The sequence below is a fragment of the Nocardia sp. NBC_01503 genome, from assembly GCF_036327755.1.
In the GTDB taxonomy this organism is placed as follows: domain Bacteria; phylum Actinomycetota; class Actinomycetes; order Mycobacteriales; family Mycobacteriaceae; genus Nocardia.
In genome coordinates this window covers 5,673,547-5,687,096 of record NZ_CP109596.1, presented here as the reverse complement: position 1 = coordinate 5,687,096, position 13,550 = coordinate 5,673,547, and the positions used below count along the sequence as shown (strand labels likewise).

General features: G+C 65.9%; 11 protein-coding genes. 2 read left to right on the top strand and 9 right to left on the bottom strand.

Going from position 1 to position 13,550, the window contains the following annotated elements:
• Positions 1-49 precede the first annotated feature (49 nt).
• From ppnP to OHB26_RS25720, 6 genes are all read right to left on the bottom strand, one after another.
• A complete protein-coding gene (ppnP, locus tag OHB26_RS25745; RefSeq protein WP_330179824.1) occupies positions 50-361 on the bottom strand; it encodes a pyrimidine/purine nucleoside phosphorylase in 312 nt (103 codons plus the stop codon).
• A gap of 72 nt (positions 362-433) precedes the next feature.
• On the bottom strand, positions 434-1,753 hold the full coding sequence (locus OHB26_RS25740; protein WP_330179823.1) for a serine/threonine-protein kinase: 1,320 nt from the start codon (positions 1,751-1,753) through the stop codon (positions 434-436).
• 140 nt (positions 1,754-1,893) lie between these two features.
• The gene (locus tag OHB26_RS25735) at positions 1,894-2,502 is read right to left on the bottom strand and encodes a pyridoxamine 5'-phosphate oxidase family protein (RefSeq protein WP_330179822.1); all 609 of its coding nucleotides are present in this window, start codon (positions 2,500-2,502) and stop codon (positions 1,894-1,896) included.
• A 219-nt stretch (positions 2,503-2,721) separates the two neighbouring features.
• Positions 2,722-5,094, bottom strand: a complete 2,373-nt coding sequence (locus OHB26_RS25730; protein WP_330179821.1) for a RelA/SpoT family protein — start codon at positions 5,092-5,094, stop codon at positions 2,722-2,724.
• Positions 5,095-5,301: 207 nt separating this feature from the next.
• Complete coding sequence (locus tag OHB26_RS25725) at positions 5,302-6,897, bottom strand: ABC-F family ATP-binding cassette domain-containing protein (RefSeq protein WP_330179820.1); 1,596 nt, start codon at positions 6,895-6,897, stop codon at positions 5,302-5,304.
• A 167-nt stretch (positions 6,898-7,064) separates the two neighbouring features.
• The gene (locus OHB26_RS25720; RefSeq protein WP_330179819.1) at positions 7,065-9,044 is read right to left on the bottom strand and encodes a peptidoglycan DD-metalloendopeptidase family protein; all 1,980 of its coding nucleotides are present in this window, start codon (positions 9,042-9,044) and stop codon (positions 7,065-7,067) included.
• Positions 9,045-9,202: 158 nt separating this feature from the next.
• Here OHB26_RS25720 and OHB26_RS25715 point away from each other — a divergent pair, with 158 nt between their 5' ends.
• Positions 9,203-9,490, top strand: coding sequence for a hypothetical protein (locus OHB26_RS25715; protein ID WP_330179818.1), 288 nt, complete (start codon positions 9,203-9,205; stop codon positions 9,488-9,490).
• A gap of 11 nt (positions 9,491-9,501) precedes the next feature.
• Here OHB26_RS25715 and OHB26_RS25710 read toward each other — a convergent pair whose 3' ends face one another.
• Positions 9,502-10,692, bottom strand: coding sequence for a PucR family transcriptional regulator (locus OHB26_RS25710; RefSeq protein ID WP_330179817.1), 1,191 nt, complete (start codon positions 10,690-10,692; stop codon positions 9,502-9,504).
• A 175-nt stretch (positions 10,693-10,867) separates the two neighbouring features.
• Between OHB26_RS25710 and OHB26_RS25705 the strand changes: the two genes are divergently transcribed.
• Entirely contained in the window at positions 10,868-11,158 is a 291-nt protein-coding gene (locus OHB26_RS25705) for a hypothetical protein (RefSeq protein WP_330179816.1), read from the top strand.
• Between the two features lie 24 nt (positions 11,159-11,182).
• On the opposite strand, the gene OHB26_RS25700 is transcribed toward OHB26_RS25705, so the two are convergent.
• Both OHB26_RS25700 and OHB26_RS25695 read right to left on the bottom strand, forming a co-directional pair.
• The gene (locus tag OHB26_RS25700) at positions 11,183-11,755 is read right to left on the bottom strand and encodes an adenine phosphoribosyltransferase (RefSeq protein ID WP_330179815.1); all 573 of its coding nucleotides are present in this window, start codon (positions 11,753-11,755) and stop codon (positions 11,183-11,185) included.
• A 35-nt stretch (positions 11,756-11,790) separates the two neighbouring features.
• Positions 11,791-13,470: an ABC transporter substrate-binding protein gene (locus OHB26_RS25695; RefSeq protein WP_442943041.1), complete on the bottom strand. Its 1,680-nt coding sequence runs from the start codon at positions 13,468-13,470 to the stop codon at positions 11,791-11,793.
• Positions 13,471-13,550 lie beyond the last annotated feature (80 nt).

Below are 13,550 nucleotides of genomic sequence, written 5' to 3'. Positions count from 1 at the left end.
CGCCCGCGCCATCTTCGAGATGACGCGGGCGCGCGGAATGCTCTCGGGCTCAGCCGAAGTGGCAGACGTAGTGCACCGGCTCGACAACCTCGATCTGGAAGCTGCTGTTCCCCGGCACCGAGAACGACTCGCCACCCTTGTAGACGACGGTCTCGTCCGAACCGGCCAGGGTCACCTTGGCCTCACCCTCGATGAGCTCCATGATCTCCGGCGCGCCGGTATTGAAGGTCAGCGTCGCCGGGAGAATGACGCCGACCGACTTGCTGGTGCCATCGGCCAACTCGATATTGTGGCTGACGCATTTGCCGTCGAAGTAGACGTTCGCCTTCTTGGTGACACTGACATTCTCGAACGCGGTCATGAACTCTCCTGGTAGTGACGCTGGGACAGGTCAGCGTACCGGGCTGCGACCTGCGTCGATCCACCGGCCGGGTTATCTGCGATGCAGGCACCACAGTTCCAGGTCGTCCGGGCCGGGGTAGCTGAAGGAGACGCCGCCGCGGCGGTCGCAGCGCAGGCCGAAGTCGGATTTCGCGGCATCGTCGGCCGGTTGTGGTCTACGGAGTTCCATGCGGTCGACGATCTGCCATTGGGCTTCGGCGGCGGAGCAGGGGACGGCTTTCTTCGGCGGGTTGGCGCTGTCGCGTTTTCGGATGCAGCTGCCGGGGGCTGTCGACAGGCCGTCGGAGAGGCCGAAGGATTCATCGGCGAAGGCCGAGAACCAGACGACATTGTGATAGGCGGTGACTACCGCCAGTGCGCTGAGAATGATCACTGTGACGGCTGCGGCGAGGATACGAATCCGGCGGATGGTGGCGAATGGCTTCGTGGTTTCCGGGGTTTCGGTCGTGGGTGCGGGCACCGCCGAGACGGCAGCGGCCGGGATATTCTCCGGGACCGGGACCGGGACCGGCGGCTGTTCGGCCCGAATTATGCTGCCCGGCTGTCGATTCAGCAGCTCCCGGGCAAGCGGAATGGACGGGCGACGAGTCGGATCCTTCGCCAGTAGCGCGGTGATGAGCGGCTCCAGTCGACCGGCGGCCGGAATCGGGGGTAGTGGTTCGAAGAGCAATGCGCTGAGCGTCGCGGTCACATTGTCGCGATGGAACAGGGAGATTCCGGTGCACGCGTAATACAGGGTCGCGCCGAGGGAGAAGAGGTCGCTCGGCGGTTCGCTGCGTTTATCGCCGGTGCGCTCGGGGGCCATGTACTCCATCGAGCCGATCAGCACCCCGGTCTTGGTGACCAGCGTATCGGATTCATGCACGGCGATTCCGAAGTCGGCCAGCAGGATTCGACCGTTCGTGGCGAGCATGACATTCGAGGGTTTCACATCGCGATGCACGATGCCCGCCTCATGTGCGGCCTCGAGAGCGTTCAACAGCGAATCGGCCACCCGGGCGGTCTCCTCGACCGAGAGCGGTCCACCCGATCGCACCCGCTGTTCGAGCGACTGCCCATTCACGATCTGCATCACCGTCCACGGAATCCCGTGCTCGATGACCACATCGTAAACACCGACGATATTCGGATGATCGCGCAGCCGAGCCGCATTACGCGCCTCATGTTTGGCGCGGAGCAACAACTCCTGATGCTCCTCATCGGGCAGTATCCGCGCGAAGGTGACCTCCTTCAGCGCGACCTCGACATTGAGCGCCTCATCATGCGCCCGCCATACCCGCCCGAATCCACCGGATCCGAGCACCTCGACAAGCCGATATCGACCACAAACGGAATGGGCTGGTTCGAACATTCCAGCCATACGACCCCCGATCATTCACACGCCCGTCTTCGACGTGCACGACGATCGTAGTGCCACCCAACGGTTTTCGACGCCCGAGGGCATCGAACCGGCAGATCAGCGCGGCGGACCGGCTCCGAGGCACAGGATGATCAGGCGCGGAGTCGCGCGTTCTCGCGTTCCAGTTCGGCGATTCGCTCGCGGAGGGATTGGACGGCTTCGAGGACCTCCTCGCGTGGGTGGAGTTCGGGGATGTGCTGGCTGCAGTTCCAGTCGAAAGCTTCGATTTCGATCAGGATGGCTCGTTCGACCCGAGCCGGGTAGTCGCCGACTACAAGTGCCGCGATCAGGTCCGGATCGTCCTGCGCTTCAACAACTCTGGCGCGACCGAGGACTTTCAGCCGAGTTTTGGCGGCATAGTCCATGAGGAACAGGGCGACTCGGTTGTCGTGGTCGAGGTTGCCGCGACTGATGTACTGCCTATTGCCACGGAAGTCGGCGAAACCCACGGTGCGCGAATCGATCACCTTCAGGAAGCCGCGCGGGCCGCCGCGATGCTGAATGTACGGCCAGCCGGTCTCCCCCACGGTCGATAGGTAGAAACTGTCGCGTTCGGCGAGGAACCAGGCCTCGTCCTGACCGAGCGTATCGGCGACCTCGGGCACCGCCGCCATGCGTTCGTAGCCGCGCAGGCTGCCATGCTCGCGCTGATGCTCGCGCACGGTCGGCGTGAACGCCACCTGGGCGTAGTGACCGGTCATGACACGAAACCTCTTCCTGTCGATCGTATTCGGTACGGGAACGGCGCGACACCACTCGATATCTAACCGTTCATATACGTTTGAACAGTTAGTCGATGGATCTTGATTCCCGATCCGCGAAGAATCTTCTGTGCCGCCGGTTCCAGAGCGTCGGCACAGCACACGAAGCGGCGCTTCCCGAAAGGGGGAAGCGCCGCTTCGCGGGTTTCGATGTGCGGGCTAGGCCGCGGAGGTCACGCGGTAGACGTCGTAGACGCCCTCCACATTGCGCACCACGTTCAACAGGTGACCCAGGTGCTTCGGGTCGCCCATCTCGAAGGTGAACTTCGAAATCGCCACGCGGTCACCGGAGGTGGTGACCGCCGCCGAGAGGATGTTCACCTTCTCGTCCGCCAGCACCTTGGTGACATCCGAGAGCAGGCGGGTGCGGTCCAGGGCCTCGATCTGGATGGCGACCAGGAAGACCGAGGACGGTGACGGCGCCCATTTGACCTCGATGATCCGTTCCGGTTGCGCGCGAAGCGAATCGGCGTTGGTGCAGTCGGTGCGGTGCACGCTGACCGCGCCACCGCGGGTCACGAAACCCATGATCTCATCGCCCGGTACCGGGGTGCAGCACTTGGCGAGCTTGGAGACCGTGCCCGGCGCGCCCGGAATCTCCACGCCCGCATCGCCGGTGAGCCGCTGACGCGAGGGAACCGTTGAGGGCGTGGACCTTTCGGCCAGCTCGTTCTCGACATCGCTGACCCCGCCGAGCTGCGCCATCAGGCGTTGCACGACATGATGCGCCGAGACCTGGTTCTCACCGACCGCGGTATACAGCGAGGAGATATCCGCGTAGTGCAGTTCGGCGGCCAGACTGGTCATGGCATCGGCGCTCATCAGGCGCTGTAGCGGCAGACCGGAGCGGCGGACCTCCTTGGAGATCTGATCCTTACCGGCCTCCAGAGCCTCCTCACGGCGTTCCTTGGCGAACCACTGCCGGATCTTGGCCTTGGCACGCGGGGAGACCACGAAGTTCGCCCAGTCGCGCGAGGGTCCGGCGTTCTGCGCCTTGGAGGTGAAGATCTCGACGACCTCACCGTTCTCCAACTGCCGTTCCAGCGCGACCAATCGCCCGTTCACCCGCGCACCGATGCAGCGGTGGCCGACCTCGGTGTGCACGGCATAGGCGAAGTCCACCGGGGTGGACTTCTGCGGCAGCGTAATGACCTCACCCTTGGGGGTGAAGACGAATATCTCCGGCGATTTCAGGTCGAAGCGCAGCGACTCCAGGAATTCGGCCGGATCGGCCGCCTCCCGCTGCCAGTCGAGGAGCTGGCGCATCCACGCCATATCGTCGACCTCGGTCGAGTCATTGGAGTGCTTGCCCTTGGTCTCCTTGTACCGCCAGTGCGCGGCGATACCGAACTCGGCGGTGCGGTGCATGTCCTGGGTGCGGATCTGCACCTCCAGGGGCTTACCGTCCGGGCCGACCACGGTGGTGTGCAGCGACTGGTAGACCCCGTACCGCGGCTGGGCGATGTAGTCCTTGAACCGCCCGGCCATGGGCTGCCACAGCGAATGCACCACGCCCACAGCGGCATAGCAGTCCCGCACCTCATCGCAGAGGATGCGGATACCGACCAGGTCATGGATGTCGTCGAAGTCCTTACCCTTGACGATCATCTTCTGGTAGATGGACCAGTAGTGCTTGGGCCGACCCTCGACGATCGCGTTGATGCGGCTGGCGGCGAGGGTATTGACGATCTCGTCCCGCACCCGGGCCAGGTACGTGTCACGTGAGGGTGCGCGGTCGGCGACCAGGCGCACGATCTCGTCGTACTTCTTGGGGTGCAGGATCGCGAAGGCGAGGTCCTCCAACTCCCATTTGACCGTGGCCATACCCAGGCGATGCGCCAGCGGGGCGATCACCTCGAGGGTTTCGCGCGCCTTCTTGGCCTGCTTCTCCGGCGGCAGGAAGCGCATGGTGCGCATATTGTGCAGCCGGTCCGCGACCTTGATGACCAGTACGCGCGGGTCGCGCGCCATGGCGATGATCATCTTGCGGATGGTCTCGGCCTCGGCGGCGGCACCCAGATTGACCTTGTCGAGCTTGGTCACACCGTCGACCAGGTGCGCGACCTCGGTGCCGAACTCGTCGGTCAGCTCCTGCAGCGAGTAGCCGGTGTCCTCGACCGTGTCGTGCAGTAGGGCGGCCACCAGCGTGGTGGTGTCCATACCGAGCTCGGCCAGGATGTTCGCCACGGCCAGCGGATGGGTGATGTACGGGTCGCCCGACTTACGGAACTGATGCTGATGCTTCTCGTCCGCGACATCGAAAGCCCGTTGCAGCAGAGCGAGATTCGCCTTCGGGTACAGCTCGCGATGCACGGTCGCCAGGGGCTCGAGCACCGGTTTCACCGCGGCGATGCCGCGCTGGCCGGTCATCCGGCGAGCGAGGCGGGCGCGCACGCGACGGGACGCGGAGGTGGGGACGGCGGCGGAGGCGGGACGGATGGGAGCGCCGGGCACGGGAGCGCCGGGCACGGGAGCGGCGGACTCGCCATTCTCCGATTGCCCGGCGTTCGCCTGCTCCAAATTCTGTGTCATGCCACCACCTCTCCCGGCCTCGATCGGAACACCGTACCGGACCGTCCAACCACGTAGACCACCCACTTTAGTCCTGGAAACGTTTCGAGACCGGAACGCCGAACGCCGCCTGACCGGACCTGTCCGGAGCGTTGAACACTACTCCCCTCCGCTGACACTTCGCGGCGGCATTGCGTCCGGATTGCTCCGGTCCCGAAACCACATCCCCTATTTGACCGGGACATCCGTCAAACCGTCGGCCGACAGCTCCAGGCGGCGCGTCACCCCGATCTCGGCGAGGAAGCGCGGATCGTGGCTGACCACGATGAGCGCACCCTGGAAACCGGCGAGCGCCTCGGTGAGATGCCGCAGGCTCGGCAGGTCCAGATTGTTGGTCGGCTCATCCAATAGGAGCAGTCGTGGCGCGGGTTCGGCCAGCAGGATCATGGCCAGGGCCGCACGCAGGCGTTCTCCACCCGAGAGCGCACCCGCCGGGACATCGGCATCCGAACCACGGAACAGGAATCGGGCCAGTTGCGCCCGAATCCGCTCCGGAGCCGCATGCGGTGCGGTGGCGGCCACATTCTCGAAGACCGAGAGCTCCTCGTCGAAGACGTCCAGGCGCTGCGGCAGCATGCGCCACGGCACCTTCGGCGACTCCTGCCGAATACGGTGCAGCAGAGTCGTTTTGCCGATACCGTTGCGCCCGGTGAGCGCGATGCGTTCGGGTCCGCCGACCTTCAGCGTCACGGTCGGCCCGCACGCCAGCCGCACCTGCTCCAATTCGATGACATCCTGGCCCGGATACAGCCGGGTGTCGGGCAGATCGACCCGTATCTCCCGGTCGTCGCGCAATCGCTCCTGCGCCTCGGTGAGCTGATCCTTGGCATCCTCCAGCTTGCCGATGTGCTGATTGCGCAGTTTTCCGGCCGAGACCTGGGCTTCACGTTTGCGATTACCCATCACGATCTTGGGTTCGCGCTTCTGATCCCACATCTTCTGCCCGTACCGCTGCCGCCGATCGAGTTTGATCCGGGTCTCGACCAGTTCGCGCGCCTGCTTGCGCACATCACCGCGCGCATCGCGAATCGCGGCTCGCGCGGCCGCCTGCTCGGCCGCTACGATGCGTTCGTACTCACTGAAATTGCCTCCGAACAAACGGATTTCGCCCTGCCGGAGCTCGGCGACGGTATCGACCCGTTCCAGTAGTTCACGATCATGACTGACGGTGAGAACGGTCCCGGAGAACTGCCCCACCACCTCGTACAGTCGCTCGCGGGCCACCTGATCGAGATTGTTGGTGGGCTCGTCCAGTAGCAGTACCTCGGGTTCGCGCAGCAGCTCGGCGACGAGTCCGAGCAGTACGGTCTCCCCGCCGGAGAGGGTGTCGAGTCGACGATCGAGTTGTGCGATATCGCCTGCGACATAGTGCAATCCGAGTCGCCCGAGCAGTGCCACCGCCCGCTCCTCGATATCCCAGGCGGTGCCCACGATCTCGAAGTCACCCTCTGGTCCGGCACCGGTTTCGATGCGGTGCAAGGCTTTCCGGATCTCGGCGATCCCGAGCACCTCATCGACCCGCTGCCCGTCCGACAGGCCCAGGTCCTGTCGCAGATACCCGAGCGTTCCGGGCACCGAGACGGACCCGCGCAGCGGGCGCAGTTCACCGGTGATCAAGCGGAAAAGAGTGGATTTTCCAGCACCATTGCTGCCCACGAGGCCGATATGACCGCCACCGAGCTGGGCATCGAGCCCGTCGAAGACGGGTGTGCCGTCGGGCCAGGCGAAGGTGAGATCGGAGAAAGAAATAGTCGGATATGACATGCGGACTCCCACAGGTGATAGCGAGGAATGCGGCGCGCGTAAGTGCGGGCCACTCGACAGTCACCTCATGAAATCAACGCAATGTCTCCGATCGTTCGGGGCTGAGAACGTTTCCCACCGTAACGAAGGTCAACCCGACTGTGCAAGGACCTATTTCGTGAGCGCCCTCACTGGCCGATGCGGCGGGCCTTCATCCCGTTGAGGAGGGGGACCTCGGCGACGGTGCCGCCGGGTTCGGCGTGCAGCATGCGGCCGTTGCCGAGGTAGATGCCGACGGTGGCGGGGCCGCGGGTGCCCCAGTTGCCGAAGACGAGATCACCGGCTTTTGCCTTGAGCAGGGTCACCTCGGTGCCGATCTCCCACTGCTGTTCGGCGGTGCTGGGCAGGGTGATGGTGCCACCGCTGGCGGAGAAGACGGCGGCGGCGGTGAGGCCGGGTTCGTCGAAGCCGCCGTCGGTGGGGCCCTGGGCGCCGCCGCCACCGAAGACGTATTTGGTGCCGACCCATTCGTGGCCCGCCTCCACGATCTGCGGCCCCAGGGCCGCGGCGGCATCGGGGGTGAAGCGGCCGCCGCTGCCCATGCTGCGGAAATTCGCCTCCGCCGCAAGGATTCTCGCGACGTAGGGGCGGGTTTCGCTGAAGTGGCCGGGGACCTGGTTGGGCATACCGCCCGAGGCCAGGACCGCGCCCTCACCGGCGTTGTACGCGGCCAGGCTCAGGGCGGTGACATCGCCGGTGACCTTGCCCTGGTCGATCCAGCCCTGGACGGCCTGGGCGATGGCGCACATATAGCGACCCTGGCCGACGATGGCGTCACCGTCGTCCCAGAGGCTGGCGGTGCCATTGCCGTCGGCGTCCATGACGTACGGCTGTCCGTCCGGGGCCAGGGAGGCCGCGGTGCTGGGTAGGAATTGGGCCAGGCCCTCGGCTCCGGCGGGTGAGGTGAGGCCGCGGCGGAAGCCGGATTCGGCCTCGCCCTGGGCGGCCAGCAGGGAGGCGCTGATCTGCGGGCAGAGCGAACCCGCGCGGCGGTACCAGACCTCGAGCTCGGCCGGGACCTTTCCGGGCGCGAGATTGCCTCCGGCGGAACCGAATCCGTTCTCACAATTGGGGATGGTGGCGGTCGGGAGCGAGGAACCCGAGAGCCACGACATCGGGTCGACCTGATGGCCGCCGGTGAGCCGGCCGCCGGGGACGAGCTCGAAATGCAAATGGGGACCGGAGGATTCGCCATTGGAGCCGACATCGGCGATGTGCTGGCCCATGGTGACGACGTCACCGGTGTGCACGTAGATGCCGGACGCGTACATATGCCCGTATACCGTCGAGTAGCGATGACCGCTCTCGTCCAGGGAGTCGATGACGACCCAGTCACCGAAGCCCGAGGCCGGACCCGAGGCGACCACCAGGCCGTCGGAGGCGGCGTAGATCGGGGTGCCCGCCGCGGCCGCCAGATCGACACCCAGGTGGGTGCCGCCGCGCGCGCCGAACACATCGGAGATGGTGAAAGTATTTGCGGCCAAGGGGTATTGGCGACGGCCGACACCGGTCAGGCGGCCCGCCTCATTGACCGGGCCGGGCATGGACGCCAGCGAGACCTCGGTGGGTGCGGTGACGGTCGAGGTGGTGGTGACCGGTTTGATGGTCACCTGGACGCGGTCCATGTGATTGCGGGCGGCGTCGCCGCGATCGTCCAGGGGCGTCCACTGGATACCGTTGGAGGCGTCCGCGGTCCAGCTGCGCTGCTTCCAGATCACATAGTCGACATGGAAGTTGGCGGCGTTCTCCTGCAGGAAGGCGACGATGGAGTCGCCCTTGGCCTGATCATTGCCGACGATGAATTCGACGGCGCGCCCCTCGCGATGATCGGGATAGGCGTCATCGGGAATGACCCCGCGCATATCCATCATGCCGAATCGCGCGACCACACAGCGCAGTGCGCGCAGCGCACCGTCCTGGAGCCCGGCCTCGGCGGCGGCTCCGGTGGCCGGACAGTTGGGTTCGGTGAGCGCGGGGGTGGTGGCGGGAATACCGGGTGTGCCCGCACCGCAGGTCTCCTCGGTGGCGGGCAGGATGACCACGAGCACCAGGGTGACCAGGCTCAGTATCAGGCCGACGGCGGCGCCGATGATGTACTTGGCCTTCACGCCAGAACGCTTCCGGTGGCCGTCGTGATCACCGGGTCATCATGCCATGCCGGACACGTGGTTTCACGGACCAGACGTTCGGTTTCACGGTCCCGCGCGTCGAGGCCGACGCGCCGCGAACCAGTTTCCGATCCGCACACATCGGGCATCATTTATCAATGCCGTACGTTGCCCGCAATGAGGCCACCGCCGCTCGCATCATCAGCGGCGCCGGTGCACTGTTCGCCCTCACCGAGGGCCTGTATATCTTGCTGTTGCTGTTGCGGGCCGATCAGTCGAATCGGTTCTTCACCTTCATCAAGGGTTTCGCCGAGCCGCTGGCGCTGTTCTTCCCGGGACTGTTCCACACCGGCAACGGCAATATCGACATCATCCTGAATTACGGTCTGGCGGCGGTCTTCTGGCTGATCGTCAGTGGCTTCGTCGCCCGCGTGGTCGCCCGCTGACGGTGTGCGCCCTACAGGTCGGCCGAGGCCAGATCGAACGCGGTGACCGCCGCGGCGAACAGTGGCGTGTGCTCCGAGCGCCCCGGATCGTAACCGGTGAGGGTGGCGATCCGGTTCAGCCGATAGTTGAGCGTATTGCGATGCACCACCAGGGACTCCGCCGCCGCCACCCGATTGTGGTCGTGGGTGAGATAGGCGCGTAGCGCCTCCATCAGGTGCGGATGACAGGTCAGGGGTTCGAGCAGGCCGAGCAGCCAGGTGCGAGCGGGGCCGGGGCGGGCGAACTGGTATTGCAGAGCGAGATCGGCCATCCGGTAGACCCCGGTGGGACGGCCCAAACCCAGTGCCAGGCGGGCGATCTCACCGGCCTCCTCGGCGCGCGCCGGTATCTCCGAAACCATTGCGGCGGTCGCGGTTCCGGCGATCAACCGCACACCCGCGGCGACGGCGATGCGCTCCACGGCGGCATCCAGGCGCGCCGCCGGTTCGGTCGCGGGTACCAGCACCCAGCCGCCAGCGCGGTCCAGCACGGTGAGTGCCTGCGTGGAGAGGGCATCGATCTCACCGTGAATCACCCGCATGGCGGGTCGGCCGCCGTCGGCGGATTCGGCGGCGCCCGAGATACGCAGTGCCAATACGTGATACGACCCCAGGGCGATTCCGAAGCGTTCGGCCAGTAACTCGGCGGGCTTGCCCTGCAACAGTGCCTGCGCCAGTGCGCGTTTGACCTCCCGCTGCTCCCAGTGCAGGTCCTGGCGCTCCCGCAGATAGGAGGCGGCCACCCCGGGTATCACCGCGCCCAGATACCCGAGCAGCTGCGGTACCGCGGCGAGGAGTTCATCGCGCTGTTCCGGTGTCCGCGCGGCGGCGGAGAGATAGTTCCACGCGGCCAGCGCGCCCCGGTGATACACCGCCAGTACCGCGTCCAGCGGAATGCCCTCGCGCGCACGACGTACCGCGACCTCGATCATATCGTCGAGATCCTCGGCCCGAGGTTCGCGATGTTCGCCCAGCAACCGCAGGAACAGTCGCAGATTGTCCTCCGAGCGCCGAATGAGGTCCTGCTCCACCAACTCCGGCGGGAGCTGTTCGTAATCGGGGACGGCGCGCACCACCGCGGTGACCATTTCCCGGGCCACCTCCGGCAGGTGGGCGCTCAGGTAATCGGTGAAGGATGTCTGCTCCCCCGGTGCAGTACTCATCTCGACATTGTGAGCGCGAACGAATCCGTGCGCAGCACAACGGGACACAGCAGGGCAATCAGCACAACCAATCGTCCGCAACCTGTCATCCGAACAAATCCGCGGGCTCAGCGGAGGGGACGGACCCTGACGGATCGGTCTGTTTCAACCGGCGTACCACGGGCACTCACCCGATATGCCTTATATGTATCAAACCTATCGGGAGAGCGCCGCGGCCCGCTTGATCACCGGCATCGGCGCTCTCTTCGCAGTGGTCGAGGTCGTCTACATCCTGCTGCTGACCCTCGGCGCGGATCAGTCCAACCGGTTCTTCACCTTCATCAAGGGCTGGGCCGAACCGCTGGCCCTGTTCTTCCCCGGCCTGTTCCACACCGGGAACGGCAACCTGGACATTGTGCTGAACTACGGACTGGCCGCGGTGTTCTGGCTGTTCGTCACCGGACTGATCGCCCGCGTCGTCTCCTGACGCGGGCTCAGCGTGCCGGACGGATCAGAGCGTGACGATCGAGGTGAGCGGGTAGTCGCCCTGGCGCTCCCGGCCACCGAGGAAGCCGAGTTCGAGCACGACCGCGGCGGCGATGATCTCCGCCCCGGCCGCGTGGAAGAGTTCGGCCGCGGCCGCGAGGGTGCCACCGGTGGCCAGCACATCGTCGAGCAGCAGGACGCGACGACCCTTCAGCTCGATACCGTCGGCCGGGATCTCCAGTGCGGCCGAACCGTATTCGAGGGTGTACTCGCGGCTGATGACCGGCGGCGGCAGCTTGCCCGCCTTGCGCACCGCGACCACACCGGTGCCGAGCACCGCGGCCACGCCCGCGCCGAGCAGGAAGCCGCGCGCGTCCACGCCCGCGACCAGATCGGCGTCCGGTGCGCAGGCGGCGAAGCAATCCAGAACGGTGCGGAAGCCCTCGGCCTCGGCGAAGACCGGCGTGAGATCGGCGAAACGCACTCCCGGAGTCGGGAAGTCGTCATGCCAGCGGGTCAGCCGCCGCACCGCGTCGGCGGCCTTGGCGGTGCGCTCACCGAACGCCTCGGCGGTATCGACCATTTCATGCTTGCTCATACACCCACTCCTCGTCACCTCGCCGCCGCTGCCACTCACCGTTCGAGGACCCAGCGATCCATATTCCAGCCCGCGCCCGCCTTGGTGGGGCTGGCGATCCCGTCCTTCAGACCGTCCCCGAACGCGATGGTGCGCGGGGAGGCGAACAACGGGATGGACGGCATCTCGCTCCAGAGCAGGTTCTCCTGCTCGTTGAGCAAGTTCAGCACCGTGGTCGAGTTGTCCTCCGCCGCAAGCTGATCCGCGATGGCATCGTAGCGGCCATTACCGAACCTGTTGAAATTCAGGCCCTGACCTGTGTGCAAGGACGCAATCGCATCGTTAGCTGTCAACGAACCGGACGGTCCGGGCATGGCCGCCGTACCGCTCAGAATCGCATCCACCTTGCCGTCGACGAGCTGCTGCGGGGAGAAGTCCGGCGTGCCCGCGTCGACCACCGTGATACCGCCCGCCTTACAGGCATCGGCGATCATGGCGACGGTCTGCGCGCGCCGTTCATCCGGGCGCAGATAGCCGATCCGAATGGTGGCATTGGCCTGACCTGCGGCGGTCATGGCCTGACCCGCCGCACCCGCGTCACCGTTCTTGTACTTGTCGCCAGCACCCGAGATCGCCGGGTAGTACAGCGAATCCTGCTGCACGGTACGGGAATTCAGCACGCCCGCGCCGAGCCCGGTATCGACCTTGTAATCCGGGTGCCCGAACTTGTCGAACAGCGCCGCGCGCGGCACGCAGAGGGCGAAGGCCCGGCGCGCGGCCACATTCTGGAAAACGCCAACGGTGCCGAGCACCAACTGCTCCACGCCGCGACCCGGGAGATTCCGCACGGCCATCCCACCGGGCTTGGTGGCACCGAGCGCGCCCGCACCGATATCGAGCACCTCGACGGCCTTGGAGTCGACCTTGGCCTTGAGATCGGTGTTCTTGTCCCACACCACGATTCGCGGTGTCTTGGCGGCGTTGCCCCACCACTTCTCATTCTTGACCAGGACCAGACCGTCCTTGTCGCTGAACGATTCGATCCGATACGGACCCGAGGCGGGCAGCACCGTCTGATCGATCTTGCCCGGCTTGAGAATCCAACCGGTATTCCAGAAATCGGCGATCCGCTCCGCGGTGGCCTGATCCCCGGATTGCAAGGGCGCCACCACATTCGGCACCTTCACCGCCGAGGCGACCACATGCGCGGGCATCAGCTCGGCGGCATTGAACAGCGTCTTCCACGCCGAGTAATGCCGACCGGGCCGGAACACCACGGTGGCGTCCTTGGATCCGGGCTGACAGTCCACCCGCTCGATATCGCTGTATCCGGCCGTGCCGGCGGCATCGAACATGGGCACCGGCCCGCCCGGACCGGCCTTGGTGAAGCGTCCGCTGCGCGCGGCCCACGCCATGACCAGATCGTCACAGGAGGTGGCCACGCCATCGGAGTACTTACCGTCCGGATTCAGGCGGTACTGGATGGTCTGCGCCTCGCCCGGCACCTCTTTCGCGGTGCCGGTATCGGTATCGGCCACCGGCTGCCCATCCGGGCCGGTGTAAAAGAAGCCGGTGATCACACGTGCGAACACCGCCGCCGCACCGCTATTGGCGCCCAGCGTGCTGCCGCCGTTGTAGCTGGCGACGGCGGTATCCACGCCGTAGCCGATGGAGGGCACCTGATTCTTCCCGGCGCAGCCCGCCACCATGCCCGCGGCGACCACACCGGCGAGCATGACGACCGAACCGCGACGGAGCGAGGTACCGCGACTGCTCTGTCGCGGCTCGCCGCGGTGACCCGCGACAGAGTTGCCGC